The organism is Planctomycetota bacterium (genome assembly GCA_021414025.1).
Classification (GTDB): Bacteria; Planctomycetota; Phycisphaerae; order Phycisphaerales; family SM1A02; genus SYAC01.
Window position 1 is genome coordinate 93,050 of record JAIOPG010000008.1, and the last position, 16,888, is coordinate 109,937.

Below are 16,888 nucleotides of genomic sequence, written 5' to 3' on the forward strand. Positions count from 1 at the left end.
CGTCTAGGCGCCAGGCTGTCCGGCCAGCGCCGCCATGCGCACCCCGCGCGGCGGCAGCGGCGTCCCGCACTCCGGGCACTTCAGCGCGTCCAGGTTCAGCGTGTTGTAGTTGCATTGGGTGCAGTGCGGCAGCGCCACGCGCACGGTCAGGATCAGCCCGCACCCGACGCAAGGCGAGGAGCCCGTGGGCGCCTTCTGCTGCTTGCGGCAGTTGGGGCATTGGATCGAGACTTCACGGATCGTGTCGGCGCTGGTCGCCACTTCCAGCGGGTTGACGCGCTTGTTGTAGCGGCTGAGGATGATGACGGCCAGGGTGGCGCAGCACGCGGCGATCGCGAACGCGGCGGTCAGACGGGCCGCCAAGTCGTTGGACCCGAAGACATGATCGAAGAAGCCTTTCGTGTAGACCAGATTCACATAGGTCATTCCGGCGCAGGTCGCCGCCATCGCAGCGATGGTGGCCATCGCCATCCATCGCTGTGCAGCGGGCAGATGGAAACGCAGCACGAAATTCGCGTGGGCGACTCCCACCGCCACGATGCAGCACTCGTTGAAAATCCTGCTTTCCTCATGAATGTCGTTCCAGATTCCCCAGCAGCCCATCGAAAAGACGGCGGCGCAGGCGACGACGCCGATCCATCGCCAATGGGCCGAGTCCGTTCCGGCTCCGACCATGGCCAGGAACGCCAGCATGCCCATTCCGAAGAGAAGCCAGGCCGTCTCGAAGGACTTGTCGCTGTAGGCATTGGCCCAGAAGGTGTGCTGCCAGATGCCCACCAGAAGCAAAATGAAAATGGCCGCAGTGCACGCAAACCACACCTGTCCCGCCAGTCGCCCCGCCTTGAAGCCGATCGCGATCATGGCCATGGTCGACGTGATCCCGTACCCGCACAAGGCGAAGGCGGTCGCGACGATCCGCTCATCCATGAGCGGGTAGAACATTTGAATCCAGATTGACAGCAGCGCGGCCAAGTACGTCGCCACCGTCGCGCCCAGAGCCCACACGCCCGCGAGGCGCATCGCTGGATTGTCCATCACCTTCGCGGCGGGCATGGCGAATCCGATCGCGACGGCCGTCAGGAACCCGGAGCCGCAGACCCGCCCCATGATTTCGTTGCCGGGAATCAGGACGATCAGCACCCCCGCCCCGGCGCAGACGGCCAGCGCTATCAACATGAAGCGCAGCAAGGTTTTCTGAATGGGCGTCATGCCGAGTTGGGATTGCCGATCTGCACCACCGGATGGGCGCCGCGGTCACTCACCAGCACGACCAACAGGTTCGACACGATCTGCGCCTTCTGCTCCGGAGTCATCACCGCCAGCTTCTTTGCGGCGATCTGCTCCAGCGCCAGCTCGACCATGCCGACCGCGCCCTCGACGATCTTGAACCGCGCCGCGACGAAGGCTGAGGCCTGCTGGCGCTGCAGCATCGCCGAGGCAATCTCCGGTGCGTAGCTCAGGCACGAGATGCGGCTTTCGAGCACTTCGATCCCTGCGCCGCCAAGCCGTCCTTCGAGCTCCTCCTTCAGCTTGGCGCCGACCTGATCGGTGCTGCCGCGCAGGCTCATGCCCTCCGCGTCGGGGTAGTCGTAGTGGAAGCGGCTGGCCAGATTGCGCAGGGCCGATTCGCTTTGAATCTCCACGAATTGTTCGTACTTTTGCACCGCGAAAAGTGCCTCGGCGGTGTCGACCACGCGCCAGACCACGATCGCCGCGATGTCAATGGGATTACCGTCGAGATCGTTCACCTTGACCGGGTGGCGCGACCGCGTCGCCTCGCGAATGATCTTGCCGGCGGCGTCCTTGACCGCTTCGGTTTCACTGGAACCGGTCTCAAAGGTGCGGACGCGCAAGGAGACCCGGGTCTTGCGCGTGAAAGGATTCGTCCAGTGGAAACCGAGCTTGCGAACGGTGCCGCGGTAGTGGCCGAAGAGCACCAGCACGCGGCTTTCGTTGGGGCCGACCACGAAGAATCCGGCAAGGCTGATCACCAACCCGAGAAAGATCAGGATTGCCAAGATGATCGTTGGCGGTTCACCCTTCTTCACTCCGCCCACGAACATGGCGATCGAGAAAAGAAGAAGGAAGATCCAGACTGGAATCATCAGCCAGCCTGAAAAGGGCTTGAACAGTTTCTCGCGGAACTGCGATTCGCCGAGGAATCTTTGATTGGCCGAAGAAACACCGCCGGAAGTTGCGTTTGACATGGTGCCGTCCTTTGGGCGGGATTATATCGGTTCTGTTCTACCCCATGACAGTCTCGGCGTGCATCCGAGTGAAGCAAATTCGGTGCAGCGTGCTCGCGAGGGACGCAAGCTTACCTTGCGCGATCTCGCCCATGAGGCCGATCTGAATCCAGTTCCGGCGGCGGAGGTAATCGCTGTTGTAACTCAGGAGATAACCGGCCTCCATCAACTGCCCGCCGATGATTGCCGAGTCCAGCTCCGCCGGCAGGACGATCGTGATGATGGCGGGCGAATAGTGCCCGTCCACATCAATGAGACTAAAACCGGATCCGCGCAACGAAGTTCGCAGCGCGGCGGACACCTCAGCCACGCTTGTGAAATGCTTTTCCCAGTCCGTGTGCTTGAGGGATGCGTGCAGGGCGTGAACCAGGTTGGAGGAGTGCGTGAAGGCGATGCCTTGGTGCTGCGCGTAGTGGCCAAGGTCGAGGTATCGCGGCAGGCGCGGGCTGGTCGCGAGCTCGTGGTGGTAGAACACCAGGGCCAGTCCGGAATAGGAGCGCAAGCCCTTGCCGCTGGCGCACGACGCCAGATGCACCCCGCTCAAATCCACGGGCAGCGTGCCGATGGAACTGATGGCGTCCAAACATAATTTGATGCTGCAGTCGGCGCAGATCTTTTTCAGCGCGTCGAGGTCGTTCAACACGCCGGTGGAGGTCTCGCAATGCGCACACCAGAGCCAGCCGATGCCCGATTTCTGATTTTCGATTCCAGATATTCCGGCACCTTTACATTGGCGCTCGACGAGGGAGAAATCAATCGTGTCGCCCCATTCGAAGGATAGTGTGTCGAACTCCAGGCCCAGCCGGCGCGCGTGGTCGACAAGTCGCTCGCCGAATTCTCCGTTGACCAGGATCAATCCGCGTTCGTACGCCAGCGAAAGTTGGGCGGCGACAGCGTCGTTGGCGAGCGAACCGGAGCCAAGGAGAATTTCGACTTTGGCGGAGCGAGTCAGCTTGCAGAGTGCTTGCTTGGCCGCCTGAAAGTCGCTGACAAAGACGTCGGTCCGATGGGATTCGGGAGTCTGCTCGAACGCGCGCTTAACGACGCGGGGGATGGCGACCGGGCCGGGCAGAAAGTTCGCCGCCGCCGTCTGGAACGCGCGAGTGGGCGAGTCGCGGAGAAAGTCCTTCGCGGCGCTCTCAAATGTTTCGAGCGTAATGAACATCGGTTGAAACACAGCATCGCCCTTGCCGACGAGCGGGCCGAATGGGGTGAAGCCGATATGGCGGTAGAGTCTTTCCTGCCGCGTCGTGCCCGAGATGATGGCAAGGTCGTAGCCCTGCTCCATTCCGTGCTGCCAGAGCAGCGCGAGGATGCCGCCGAGCACCTGCCCGCCGATCAAGCCGCGGTATTTTTTTTCGGTGGCCAGCAGACGGATCTCGCAAATCTTCCGCCCGGGCGGCAGATAGGAATCGAGCCTCTCCAATTTCCCGTCGAGCGAAAATGGGCGGTTGCCGCGCACGGCCATCATGCCGACGAGCTTGCGGCCGCTGAAACAGGTGAGGTAGGTGTTCTCATTGTGGAACTTGTCCACGAGCCGCTTCGACGGCGACGCGGCGTGCTGGGGAATCTCCTCGACGAAGGTCTTGTAGTTGAGATGATGGATCGCCTCGAATTCCCAATCCTCGCTGGCGATCTTGAAGACGAGCGGTTGCTGGCTCATGACTTCTCCTGCGGGTGGACGGCTCGCGATGGCGAGCGAAGCGTTTCAAGAATTCCTCTTCGTTGAGGTGCTCGAAGAGGCTACTCCAACACCCGCAGCTTGGCGATGGCGTCGAGGTTGAGCTGTGCCTCCTTGCCGCGACGGGGACTTTGCAGGAGCGCCGTGTAGACAGTCTCCGCCTCATCGAGCTTGGCCTGGCGAATGAGTGCGACGCCAAGATTGAAGCGGGCGTCCTCGGTGATGCGCGGATCGAAGCTCATGTAGCGGTCGTGGGTTCCGGTGTCGAGCATCTTGAGCAGGTGACGCAGCTGTTGCTCGGCCTGCGGCCACTCGCCGCGCAAAGCGTGGGTGCGCGCGACCGCCCAGATCAGCGGCGCATTGCGCGGAAACCAGCGATGTGTGAGTGCGATGAGCTCGTCCACGGGCACCAGCTTCTGGCTTGGAAACGCGAAGAGCTGCTCGATGAGCGACGATGCGATGAGCGTCGGCGCCCGGGGCGAGGCGCGGCTTTGCAGCATGACGGCCGCCGCCTCCGCCAGCACGGCGGGCGCCTTGGGAGACTTGATTTCGAACAGCGCCCGCGCCAGCTCGACGAGGTAGTAGAGCTGGCCGGGGCGAAGCTGCAGCTCCTTCTCGCAAAGCACCGCGGCCCGGGCAATTTTCTCGGGAAGCCGCTCGGCGATGTAGCCCCAGTGCTGGAATCGGATGTTGGAGACCAGGACTTCCTTTCCCATGCCGCGGGCGATGTCGACCGGCTCCGGCGAGAGGTGCTCGTGAATGACACCGACAAATTTGGCGGGCAGATCGCGCCGGACCAGCCGCAACTGATGCATCTCGCTGAACCAATCGGGACGGTCCAGCGCGAAGAAATCCTGGCGGATGATCTGGTAGGCGATGGCGCGCGGGTTGGCCATCGCTTCGCGGACATCCTTCTCGCAACCGGGCTTGAGCCGTTCATCGGCGTCGAGCCAGAGGATCCACTCCCCCGCCGCGTATTGCTGACAGGCGTTGCGGGCGGCCGCAAAATCATCGGTCCACGCATAGTGCGACACCTTGGCGCCGAGCCGCTTGGCCAGCTCGACGGTGTCGTCGGTCGAGCCGGTGTCGGTGACAATGATCTCGTCCGCGATCGCACGGACGGAATTGATCGCATCGGCGAGCCGCGAAGACTCGTTGCGGGCGATCAGACAGACGCTGAGTTTCATCGAAAGGTAAACGTACCCGAACCGGGTCTAGCGCCGGCGTCTGCGTTGCAACAGGTAGAACGGCAGACACGCGAACGCGGAGGGAGCGGGAACGGGGACCACTGAGAAGTTGACGGTGCCGAAGTCAACTCCCTCGCTGAAGGCCACCACGCCGCTCGTTTTTCCGTTGGCGGTGCCGATGTCTCCAAACTGGGCGCGGAGAAACGCCTGTGCCAACTGGGTGTCGGTGAGAAGTGAATCGATGATGGCGCTTTCCTGGAAACCCGGGAACGCCGTGCTGAACTCGTTGCCGAAGAGGCGCGTGAGGCTTCCAAACGACATCACCAAGTGATATCCGTCGCCACCGCTACCGGATCCCGTTCCACCGGCAAGGCCGAGCATGGCAAAGGAATCTCCGAACTCCGAGGCGGGGTTCGTCACTCCCCAACTGCAACTGCATTCAGGAGAGATCATGAGATCGGTGAGCACGATCCCCGGGGCGCCCGATCCGGTTCCACTGAACATGAGCAAGGTATGAGTGAGATCGCCCCCAAGGTGTGCGTTGTTGCGGACTTCAGTCACGACATCCGCGCTGGCCACCGGGGCCCACGCTGAAACGAGTCCGACGGCAAGACAGGCGGCCTGCAAATTGGTCTTGGGCATTGATGCTCTCTCGAAAGGGTCAACTCGTCCGGCAAGAGGTACAGGTAGACCGTCCGGACACGGCCTGCCGTCCAGTCATACCACGGAATGCACCCGAGTCAAACGAAGTTCACAAGAGAGCGGCTAATTCTGGCCCGCCAGTTTGAGGGCAGCCTCCAATTCCAGATCCGAGCCCTTCAGAATGTCGTTGATCGTGTAAGTAGTTTCGACATTGGGCAGCACGCCTCGGCGATGATCGTGATCGTCGCCCACAGCCATGTAGTACCCCACCAAGTGGATCTCGATCCGCAGTTTCGAGTTGGGCAGCGTGAGCATCGAACCCGGGCCGGAAGTGTTGCCTGAGAATCCGCCGCCGGTTTCCTCGCCGATGAGGGTCGCCCGGCCGCTGTCTTGCATCTTGGCCAGGAATTCGCAGGTCGTGGAATAGCTTCTGGAATTCACCAGGATGATCACTCGGCCGCCAAAGTACGGCTCCGCGGGTTGCAGCTCTCCCCAGTTCGGGTGCTTGATCAACCGGTATTTCCCGTCGGGCTGCTTCTGGACAAAATCCTCCGGCAACGGCCGTGCTTCCGGATCGTCGCGCCAGAAGTCAAAGTTCAGCTTGTTCACCACCAGGTCGCGGTAATACTGGAAGGGTTGATTGACACAATGAGCGAAGAGCTGCGCTCCAAGTTCATCCGATCCCCCGCCATTGTTTCGCACATCAAGGATCAAGGTCTTCTTGTCGGACGCGGCAAGATCCCGGAACACCTCGTTCAAGTAGGCGTTGCCCGGCTTGCCATTGATCTCTTCGGAAAATTGGCCCAGTCGCAGGACTGCCGTGTCGCTTCCAATTGCGCGATAGTCGGCATCGCTCGTCGGTCCGCCCGCGGCGATGCGCGCCTGTTCGGCCCGCTCCTGGAGCTTTGGAAAGGGAATGCCTTCCACTGTGGCTTCGACTTTTTTCCCCTGCACATCCATCTCGATCCGGAAAGGTGACTCGATCCCGGCCATCGTGTACAGCCGTTTCGAGAAGAGAAGCTGATCCGCCAATCGTCCGCGTCCCGCGGTCCGGGAGTCTCCATCGCCGGTCACGGAGGAAAGCAGGATCGCAAGCAATTCCTTTGCCGGCCGCCCATTCACGCTCACCAGCCGGGCGCCGCGAAACTTGCCGGCATCGTCAGTGAAGTCGGAAGTCAAATAGACCTCGTCGCCCAACACCCGCACGGCAAAGGGAAAGAGAGCCATCACACTATTCAGTTTCTTCGTGGTTTCCACCGCCGGCAGCAGAGAGGTGTGCGCGCACTTCACGGCAGCCACCACCGGGGCGAGGATTCGATAGAGCTCGATCGATTCCATCGGCCGGGTGATTGCCTTTCGCGCCGCATCGAACCGAGCGTCCAATTCCGCCTTCGGGGTGTACCGATGAACGCCCGGGTGCGCCTCTTCCAGCGCCGCCTGAAGGATGTCGATGTCTTTGAGGGCTTCGGCCGTCGACAACAATTTCCCTGCAACTTTGGCTTCTTGCACCGCTTGTGCGGCCTTTGATTCATCGACCGCGGCCGCCGACCGCGGCAGAATGCTTCCACAAAGTGCCACGAGAACGCATGCTCCGAGGTTCGCGATTCGAGTCATGCCCTCAGGACACGGCACAGGCACTGAAGTTGCAGGATTTCTCCCGGCAAAATGCGTTTGAGCTAAATCGCGAAGTACTTGGCCTCAGGGTGATGCACGATGATGGCGCTGGTGCTCTGCTCGGGATCGATCTGCCAGTTCTCGGAGAGATGGCAGCCGATCCGCTCCGGCTTGAGCAGCTTGAACAACTTCTCCTGGTCGCTCATCTCGGGACAGGCCGGATAGCCGAAGCTGTAGCGGCTGCCGCGGTACTTCTGCGTGAACAACTCCTTCACGCGCGGGCTGTCCTCATGGCCGATGCCCAGCTCGGCGCGGATGCGCTTGTGCCAGAGTTCGGCGAGTGCTTCAGCGCACTCAACGCCCATGCCGTGCAGGTAGAGATATTCGGTGTATTCGTTGCGCTCGAAAAGCTGCTTGGCGCGGTGGCTGACCTCGATGCCCATGGTCACGCAGTGGAAGGCCACAACGTCTCGTTCGCCACTGCTCGCCGGGCGGAAGAAATCGCTGATGCAGAGCCGCTGCCGCGCCGTCTGTCGCGGGAATGAGAACCGCTCCATCTCGCGCTCGGGATCGGCCGGGTCGTACACCACGAGATCGTTGCCTTCGCTCGCACAGGGGAAAAACCCATAGACCACCGCGGGCCGCAGGATGCGCTCCGCCTTGCATTGAATCTTCAGCCGCTCGAAGATCGGCTCGGCCTTGTCGCGGATCATCGCCTCGTGCTGCGCCTCGTCCATGTCGCCGCGCTTGAAGCCCCATTGGCCGCGATAGAGCGCGATCTTGTTGACGAAGGGATAGATCGCGTCGAGGTCGATCTCCTCGACCAGTCGGTCGCCCCAGAAGGGCGGCTTGGGGACGGGGACATCCCGCTTCACTTCGCTTCGCTCCGTCGCCGTCGAAGTGGAGGACGCAGCGGCCTCGAGGCGCTGGCCAACTTTGGCGTCAACCTCGGCGCGCTTAGTCAGACGCGCCGCGATTTCGGAGTCGACTTCCGCCAGCGTGCCGCCGGCCAGCGCGTTGCAGACGGAGAGCCCCTCAAAGGCATCCTTGCCGTAGTAGAGAGGTCCCTTGTAGATGCCGCGCAGATGTCCTTCGGCATAGTGGCGCGTCAGCGCCGCGCCGCCGAGCATGATCGGGATGCGGATGTTGAGCTCGTTCAGCTCCTGAAGATTGCGCTCCATCACCGTCACGCTCTTGACCAGCAGGCCGCTCATGCCGATGGTGTCGGCGTTGGTGCTCTTCCACGCGTCCACGATCTGCTGCAGGCTCTGCTTGATGCCGATGTTGTGCACCTTGAAGCCATTGTTCGACAGAATGATGTCCACCAGATTCTTCCCGATGTCATGCACGTCGCCGGCGACGGTGGCCAGAACCACCGTGGCCTTGGGCTTCTCGGCGACCCCCTGCTTCACCATGAAAGGCTGCAGGAACGCCACGGCTTTCTTCATCACGCCGGCGCTCTGCAGCACAAACGGCAGCTGCATGGAGCCGGCGCCGAAGAGATCGCCGACAGTTTTCATGCCCGCAAGCAAGTGATCGTTGATGATGGCCAGCGGGTCGTACTTTTTCATCGCCTCGGTCAGCGACTCCGCCAGCACGCCATCGTCGCCGTCGATGATGTGGCGCTGCAGGCGCTCCTCCAGCGGCAGGTCGGACATGCCCTTCTTCTTCTCGACCTGCTCCTCGCCGTCGGGGAACAAGCTGATGTAGTGGAGAAGCGGATCGAAGTCCGCGGGCTTGCCTTCCGGACGCGTCTTGCCGCGGCGGTCGAAGATGAGCCACTCGGCGGCCTCCCACTGCTCCCGCGCAATTCTGTTTTTTGGAAGCAGTTTCGAGAAGTGCACGATGGCCGCGGTGAGTCCGCGCTTGCGGGCCTCGCCCAGGAACACCGTGTTGAGCACGGTGCGCGCCGAGGGCTTGAGGCCGAACGAAATGTTTGACAGACCGAGAATGATCCCGCACTTGGGAAATTCCTTTGCGATCTGCTCGATGCCGTCGAGCGTCTGCCAGCCAAGCTCGCGGTCGTCCTCGTTGCCGGTGGCAATCGTGAAGGTGAGCGGATCGAAGATCAGGTCGCTCTCGTCCAGCCCCCACTTGCGGGTGTAGAGGTCGTGAATGCGCTTGGCGATCTCCAGCTTACGCTCGGCGGTCTTTGCCATTCCGGCCTGCGGATCCTCATCAATGGTCAGGGCCACACAGGCGGCGCCGTAGCGCTTCAGCAGCGGGCAGACGCTGTTCATGCGCCCCTCGCCATCCTCCAGATTGATCGAGTTCACGATGCAGCGCCCCGCCGATCGCTTCAGCCCCGCTTCGAGCACGGGCGCCTCGGTGCTGTCGAGCATCAGCGGCGCGTTCACCTGCCGCACCACGCGCGAGACGAACTCACCCATGTCGGTCACGCCATTGCGCCCGACGAAGTCCACGCACACATCCAGCAGATGGCTGCCATCCTTGGTTTCCTCGCGGGCCATGCCCACCAGCGCGTCCCACTGCTCCTCGTCGAGCAGGCGCTTGAACTTGCGGCTGCCGTTGGCGTTGGTGCGCTCGGCGACGATCAGGAAGGAGTTGTCCTGCTTGAACTCCGTCATGCCGTAGAGGCTGCTGCAACCGGGAGTCTGCGGCGTGGTGGCCCTCTTCATGCGCGCCCGCGACTCGCCCAAGACTTTCCGCACTTCGTGGATGTGCTCCGGCGTCGTGCCGCAGCAACCGCCGACGATGTCGATCTTGTATTCCTCGATGAAGCGCCGCATGGCGTTGGCAAAGGCATCGGCGCGAAGCGGATACTCGGTGCGCCCCTCCACCAGAATCGGCAGCCCCGCGTTGGGAACCACGCTCACGGCGCGATCCCAGTGCTTGGCCAGATAGGCGATGTGCTCCGCCATTTCCACGGGGCCGGTGGCGCAGTTCAGTCCCAGGCTCACGATCGGGAAGGGCTTGAGCGCGTTCACCACCGCGGCCATGTCGCTGCCCAGCAGCATGGTGCCGGTGGTCTCCATGGTCACGCTCACCAGGATCGGAATGTCGTTGACCGTGCGGTTGGATTCGCCCAGCGCGTCCAGGCAGGCGTTGATGGCGCACTTCACCTGCAGCAGATCCTGGCAGGTCTCGATCATGAAGCAGTCCACGCCGCCGTCGATGAGTCCGCGCGCCTGCTCCGTGTAGGAGTCGAGCATCGCCTCCCATGACGTGTTGCCAAGCGTGATGAGTTTGGTGCCCGGACCCATGGAGCCGGCGACGAAGCGCGGGCGCTCCTTGGTCGCGTGCTTGGCGCATGCAGCCCGCGCGACTTGCGCACCCAGCTTGTTCAATTCCCGCGTCCACGCCATCAGCTCGGGATCGAACTCGGCGCCGACCAGCTTGTTGGTGCCGAAGGTGTCGGTCTCGACCACGTCGGCACCCGCGAGCAAAAACGTTTCGTGGATGCGCTGAATCATGTCGGGCCGCGACTTCACCAGGATGTCGGTGCAGTTGTCGCGGCCCAAATAGTCTTCGGGCTTGCAATCAGCGCAGGAATGAATGCTGGTGCCCATGGCGCCGTCGAAGAGAAGGACATTCTTGTGCAGGGTGTCGAGAAACCGGCTGGCCATGAGGGCACTCTATATCGGCTCGGGCGGGTATTCAACCGTGTATCCGGATAAACGGATAGATCCGATGCCTTGCGGGCTGGATAGGATCAAAACCAATGAATCAAAGGCCGATTCTCCAAGCATTTGGCGCGATCGGCCTGGCCATGGCATCCGCCTGCAGCACCCCGCAAAAAGCCCCTTCTGAGCCCCAAACTCCGATTTCCAGGGAAGTCGCCCTGGCCTCCTTCGATGAAACCTGGAGCACGGTCGAACGGTCGGACTTCGACTCTGGACATGGAGGCGTGGATTGGATGGCGGTCAAGGTGGAGTTGCGTCCCAAGGCCGAGAAGGCCGCAAGCCGCGAGGAACTCCGGCTGATTCTCAGCGACATGCTCTCGCGCCTGCATCGCAGCCACTACGGATTGATACCCGCCGAAAGCGTGGATGCCCTTCCCACCGCGGAGCCTTCGAGTGCACCGGAGAGCGACCCGCCAACCTCGGCGCCGGCCACGTCGGCTTCCGCGCCAACCTCCAGTCATGAGGCGGAAATTTCAGCTGGGGAAAAGTCGACTGCGACGAAGTCGGCCGTGGGAAAATCCTCGCATCGAAAATCCCGCCGCGCCGCCGAGGCGGAAGCTTCGTTCGGCCTGACGCTGCGCTGGATCGAGGACGCGCCCATCGTCACCGGCGTGCGCGATCGCTCCCCTGCCCAGAAGGCCGGCGTTCAATTGGGTTGGACAGTGAAGTCCATCGATGGCGTGGAGTTTCACGCTTCGGACGCCAACGCTTCCGGCGAAGCCGCGAAATACGTCAAGGATCTGATCCTGCAAAGCGCGGACGCCGGCGACGAGGAGAGCGAGGAGGCCTGGATCTTCGAGAAGGATTCCGGTGACGCGCAAGCCCTCTCCATGACCCGCGAGCCGAGCGAAGGAATCAGCACGAAACTCGGGCTTTTGCCGCCCTTTCAAGCCCACTGCGATGACCGGGTCCTGAGCAAGCAGGAGCTCCGCGCCCTATCCCTGCCGGAGGACCTCGACATCGCCGTGATCGCCTTCAACATCTGGATGCCCGCGCTTGCTCAGAGCGTGGACGACGCCTTCCAGCGCCATCGAGACGCCGACGGCTTGATCATCGATCTGCGCGGCAACCCCGGCGGGGCCGGCGGCATGGTGATGGGCATCGCCGGCCATGTGATCGACGAACCGCTCAGCCTGGGCACCATGCGCACCCGCGACACCACGCTGGAGTTCAAGGTGAATCCCCGGCGCAGCACGCGCCTGGGCGAGAGCGTGGAACCCTTCTCCGGCCCGGTCGCCGTCGTGGTTGATCCGCTCTCGGCCAGCACCAGCGAGATCTTCGCGGGCGGTTTGCAGAAGCTCGACCGCGCCCGCGTCTTCGGCCGCACCAGCGCCGGCGCCGCGCTGCCCGCACAAATGAAATCCCTTGCCTCGGGCGACGCCATCCTCTACGCCTTCGCCAACTACACGCTGCCCGACGGCACCACCATCGAGGGCGCGGGCGTGAAGCCCGATGAGCCCACCGGATCGCGCCGCGGCGACTGGTCGAACAATCGCGACGCCGATGTCGACGCGGCGGCGCGCTGGATTTCCTCGAAAATTCAAGCGGAAAACTGAGGGGATCCGGGCCGGGTCCGACCGGCAGGTACACTTCCCGCTCTTCGAAGGAGCCTCATGAAACCATTTGGAATCGTCCTGTCCGCGGCATTGTTCACCACCACCGTCCTGGCCCAGGGCGACTCGTTCGGGTCGAAGCCCTCGGGCACGCCCGGCGCTCCGCCGACCTCGGCGCCCACCGCGCCCCCGACGAGTGCGCCATCGAAGACTCCACCGACCGCGACTCCCAAGAAGTCGCTCGGCAAGGGCGATGAAGCCGCGCCCGCGGCACCGGGCGCGAATCCGCAGACCGCCCCAGCCGATGCACCGAGCCCGGTCGTCACTCCGCTGGTGCCGCAGCCCGCGGGTCCGCTTCCCTCGGCAAGCGAACTCTTCGCCAAGGGCATCAACGCGATCGGCGGGGCCGACGCGATCCGCAAGCACACATCGATGGTGACCCAGGGAACCCTGTCCATGCCCGCGGCCGGCATGAACGGCAAACTGGAGATCACCACGCTCGCCCCCGACAAAGTCCTCACCTTGATGGAATTTCCGGGCGTGGGCCAGATCCGCCAGGGTTTCGATGGCACCGTGGGGTGGAGCATGGACCCGATGCGCGGCCCGAACCTGATCGAAGGCAAAATGCTGGATGAGCTGAAAAAGTCCGGCGACATGTACAAGGATCTTGATCCCAGCAAGATTTGGACCAAGGCCGAGACCAAGGGCGCGGTGAATTTCGGCGGCGTCCCCTGCTACGAAATCGCCGTCGAAGGCGCCCCCGGCGACGGCGCCCTGTACTACGAGATTCAAAGCGGCCTGACCCGCGGCATGGTGCTCACCGTCGAAAGCGCTATGGGCAAGGTTCCCACAACCACCCTCATGAGCGAGTACAAGGATTTCGACGGGGTCAAGATGGCCACGCACACCGACGTGGAGGCGATGGGCATGAAGCAGGCGCTGGTGATCGACAGCGTGAGCTACGCGCCGGTCGATCCGGCGATCTTTGCCCTGCCGCCCGAAATCAAGGCGCTGGTGGCCGCGAAGAGCAATCCCGCGGCGCCCGGAGCCGCGGCCAAGTCACCCAAAAAACCCAAAGGTTCGAGCAAGGCCGGCAATGGAACTGCGACCGGTTCCACTCCGCCTGCTACTCCGCCACCTGCCACGACACCGCCCGCATCGACGCCGCCGAGCGCTCCTCCAACGACACCGCCACCTGGCGGCTCGCGCTGACGCGAACCTCCACGACGCCATGAGTTGAATCAATGACGCCCCGCCGCACGATCAAGGATGCCTGCATCGGACTCGCCATCGCGCTGCTCTGCGCGGCGCCCGTGGCCCAGGCCGACGACGTCTCGGCGGACTCGGTGGTGCAGCGCGCCATCGAAGTCACGGGCGGTTTCAAGGAAGTGCGCTCGCTTCGCATCGAGGGCGTGGTGAGCTCGCCGCAGGGCATCACCCGCGTCGAGATGCTGGTGCAGGGCGCCGGGCCGGAGAAGTTCCGCGTCACCCAGAAATTGCCGGGCGGCCAGAGCATGGAGACCGGCACGGACGGAGACCTGGCCTGGCTGCGCAGCCCGCTCGATGGCTCGTGGCGCCTGCTCGATCGGCGCGGCGCGCTGACGGCCACCGTCGGCGTGCTTCCCTATCGGATGATGGCCGCCATCTTCGAGCGCTTTCCGATCCGCGAGCTCGGCCCCGTCGAAAAGAAGGACGGCGTGAGCTGCCGCCGGGTCGACCTGAAGGACCGCGAAGGCCTGGAGGCAACGGCCTGGTTCGAGGAATCCACCGGGAAACTGCGGGTGCTGCAGACCTCCGAAGGCGCCGCCCCGGGTGTGCCCACGGTCATGACCATCGAGGCGTGGACCAAGGTGGGCGAGCTGGACATTCCGCGCCGCCTCTCCATCCGCAGGGGAACCGCCCTCACCACCAGCGACTTCACCACCATCTCGGTGGATCCCATCGACGCCGCGCGGTTCGCGGCACCCGCCGAAGTGGTGCGCCTCTCGCAAGGCAAGGAGCCGGGCGAAGCGCCGCGGGCCGGCACCACCGCCGCCGCGCCGAGGATCAAGCCATGAGCGATCTCGTCATCCAGCTCGATCAGGTGAACAAGCGCTTTGGCGCGCTGCACGCGGTGAAGGATGTCAGCTTTGAGATCCGCCGCGGACAGGTCTGCGGATTTCTGGGCCCCAACGGCGCCGGCAAGAGCACCACCATCCGCATGATCATGAGCATCCTGCTGCCCGACTCCGGCTCGATCCAGGTGCTGGGCGGCTCGGCGCTGGACGCCAAGGACCGCATCGGCTATCTGCCCGAGGAGCGCGGCGTCTACCGCAAGATGCGCGTGGAGGATTTCCTGCGCTTCATGGCCAAGCTCAAGGGCATCGCCCGCGGCGAGGCCGACCTGCGCATCCGCGCCTGGCTCGAGCGCGTCGAGCTGCCCGGCGTCTCGCGCAAGCGCTGCGAGGAGCTCTCCAAGGGCATGCAGCAGAAACTGCAGTTCATCGCCTCGGTCCTGCACCAGCCCCCGCTGCTGATTCTGGACGAGCCCTTCTCCGGTCTGGATCCTGTGAATCGCCGTCTGCTCAGCTCCATCGTCCGACAATTGAAGGACGCGGGCACGTCCATTCTCTTCTCCACCCACCAGATGGAGCAGGCCGAGGATCTCTGCGACCAGGTGCTGCTGATCCACAAGGGCGAGAAGGTGCTCGATGAGTCCATCCATGGAATCCGCGGGCAGTTCGACCCGCGAACGGTGTTGGCGGAGCCCTCCAACGGGATCGACTCGAGTCTGCGCACGCTGCAGGATCTGCCCTCGGTCGAAACCGTTCGCTGGAATGCCGATCAGAAAGTGTTTCAGATCCGCCTCGCCGAGGGCGTGGATCCCCAGCATGCGATGGTGAATGTGATGCGCGCTGTCCCGCTCCGCCGCGTCGAGCTGCAGCGAGCCACGCTGGACGATGTCTTCGTGAAGCTGGTCGGCGGCTCGGTGGTGGATTTCAACGAAGCGGGTTCCACCGGAAAGCTGCAGGTGAACCATGCATGAGAAGGGCTCCCCGCGGCGGATCCGCGCGATCGCGTGGCGCGAATTCCGCTACACGGTTCTCACCAAGGGCTTCGTGATCGGCGCCATCGTGCTGCCGCTGATCATGTTTGCGGCGATTCCGCTGATCCCGATGCTGATGAGTTCGAAATCCGCGCCGCTGGTGGGGCGCGTCGTGGTGATCGATCCCTCGGACAAGCTGGCCAAGCCATTTGAATTGTCGCTGCCCACCACGCCCCAGGACTCCCTGAAAAAGGAGAAAAAGAGCCTGATGGGAAGCGAAGCGGTCGAGGTTTCGCTGACCGTGGAAAATGTCACGGACACAGCCCGCACCGACGAATTCCGCAAGCAGCTCAAGGACAGTGTGTTGCGGGCGCTGATCATCGTCACGCCGGCGCCCGAGGGGCCGACCGCCGAGCTTCTGGTCCCCAGCGGCGCCAGCCCGCGCCACACCACGATCCTCGAGTCCTCGCTGCGCGAGGCGCTCACCCGGGCCCGCGTCGCCCAGGCGAACGAGGACTACGACCGGCTCAGCAAACTCATGCAACGCGCGTCGGTCGAAACCAAGCGCGTCTCACCCGAGGGAAGCGAGTCGAGGGAGATCGCCCAGCTGCGCATGCTGGTGCCCGCCGGCTTCATGTTCCTGCTGTGGATCGCCGTCTTCACCAGCTGCAACTACCTGCTGACCTCCACGATCGAGGAGAAGTCCAGCCGCGTGATGGAGGTGCTGCTCTCGGCCGCGAGCCCGATCGAGCTGCTCGCCGGAAAACTCGTCGGCCAGGCCGGCGTGGCGTCGGTCATGCTCGCGATGTATGGCGGCGTCGGCCTCGCGGGCCTGGGCGCCTTCGCCATGCTCGACATCGTTCCGCCCACCCACCTGCTGTGGCTGGCGGTCTGGTTCCCGCTGGCGTATTTCACCGTCGCCTCCATCATGGTCAGCATCGGCAGCGCGGTCTCGGATCTGCGCGAGGCGCAGGCGCTGGTCGGCCCCGCCATGATGACCCTCATGATTCCGCTGATCCTGTGGCTGCCGATCGTGGAGAGCCCCAACGGCATGCTGGCCACCGTGTGCAGCTTCCTGCCGCCGGCCGCCCCCTTCGTCATGATCCTGCGCCTGACCGCCGCCAACGAACCGGTTCCCATCTGGCAATCCATGCTCGCCGTGCTCACCAGCGTGGCCGCGGTCTGCGTCATCGTGTGGGCGGGCGCCCGCATCTTCCGCGTGGGCGTCCTCATGCAGGGGAAGCCGCCGACCCCCATGGAGCTGCTCCGGTGGATCCGTGCGCGGTGATCGGCGCG

Annotated in this window: 12 protein-coding genes; 5 read left to right on the forward strand and 7 right to left on the reverse strand. The window is 63.6% G+C overall.

Annotated elements, in window-relative coordinates:
• Positions 1-3: 3 nt before the first annotated feature.
• The 7 genes from K8R92_11475 to metH all read right to left on the reverse strand — a co-directional run bounded on the left by K8R92_11475 (position 4) and on the right by metH (position 10,957).
• On the reverse strand, positions 4-1,209 hold the full coding sequence (locus K8R92_11475; GenBank protein MCE9620509.1) for a hypothetical protein: 1,206 nt from the start codon (positions 1,207-1,209) through the stop codon (positions 4-6).
• On the reverse strand, positions 1,206-2,207 hold the full coding sequence (locus tag K8R92_11480; protein ID MCE9620510.1) for an SPFH domain-containing protein: 1,002 nt from the start codon (positions 2,205-2,207) through the stop codon (positions 1,206-1,208). Before K8R92_11480 ends, K8R92_11475 begins: the two co-directional genes overlap by 4 nt.
• Before the next feature lie 37 nt (positions 2,208-2,244).
• Positions 2,245-3,909, reverse strand: coding sequence for an aminotransferase V (locus K8R92_11485; GenBank protein MCE9620511.1), 1,665 nt, complete (start codon positions 3,907-3,909; stop codon positions 2,245-2,247).
• Between the two features lie 80 nt (positions 3,910-3,989).
• Complete coding sequence (locus tag K8R92_11490) at positions 3,990-5,114, reverse strand: glycosyltransferase family 2 protein (GenBank protein MCE9620512.1); 1,125 nt, start codon at positions 5,112-5,114, stop codon at positions 3,990-3,992.
• 27 nt (positions 5,115-5,141) lie between these two features.
• Positions 5,142-5,756, reverse strand: coding sequence for a hypothetical protein (locus K8R92_11495; GenBank protein ID MCE9620513.1), 615 nt, complete (start codon positions 5,754-5,756; stop codon positions 5,142-5,144).
• Between the two features lie 123 nt (positions 5,757-5,879).
• Positions 5,880-7,370, reverse strand: coding sequence for a hypothetical protein (locus tag K8R92_11500; protein MCE9620514.1), 1,491 nt, complete (start codon positions 7,368-7,370; stop codon positions 5,880-5,882).
• Positions 7,371-7,432: 62 nt separating this feature from the next.
• Positions 7,433-10,957, reverse strand: a complete 3,525-nt coding sequence (gene metH, locus K8R92_11505; protein ID MCE9620515.1) for a methionine synthase — start codon at positions 10,955-10,957, stop codon at positions 7,433-7,435.
• 95 nt (positions 10,958-11,052) lie between these two features.
• Between metH and K8R92_11510 the strand changes: the two genes are divergently transcribed.
• From K8R92_11510 to K8R92_11530, 5 genes are read left to right on the forward strand one after another with little or no spacing between them, the layout of a single operon-like run.
• Complete coding sequence (locus K8R92_11510; protein ID MCE9620516.1) at positions 11,053-12,570, forward strand: hypothetical protein; 1,518 nt, start codon at positions 11,053-11,055, stop codon at positions 12,568-12,570.
• A gap of 57 nt (positions 12,571-12,627) precedes the next feature.
• Complete coding sequence (locus tag K8R92_11515; GenBank protein MCE9620517.1) at positions 12,628-13,779, forward strand: hypothetical protein; 1,152 nt, start codon at positions 12,628-12,630, stop codon at positions 13,777-13,779.
• Positions 13,780-13,811: 32 nt separating this feature from the next.
• Complete coding sequence (locus K8R92_11520) at positions 13,812-14,624, forward strand: hypothetical protein (protein MCE9620518.1); 813 nt, start codon at positions 13,812-13,814, stop codon at positions 14,622-14,624.
• Positions 14,621-15,592 carry an ATP-binding cassette domain-containing protein gene (locus K8R92_11525; GenBank protein MCE9620519.1) on the forward strand — a complete coding sequence of 324 codons (972 nt, stop codon included), beginning with the start codon at positions 14,621-14,623 and terminating at the stop codon, positions 15,590-15,592. Before K8R92_11520 ends, K8R92_11525 begins: the two co-directional genes overlap by 4 nt.
• Positions 15,585-16,880 (forward strand): ABC transporter permease, encoded by a 1,296-nt coding sequence (locus tag K8R92_11530; protein MCE9620520.1) that lies wholly within the window; start codon positions 15,585-15,587, stop codon positions 16,878-16,880. Before K8R92_11525 ends, K8R92_11530 begins: the two co-directional genes overlap by 8 nt.
• The last annotated feature ends 8 nt before the right edge of the window (positions 16,881-16,888 follow it).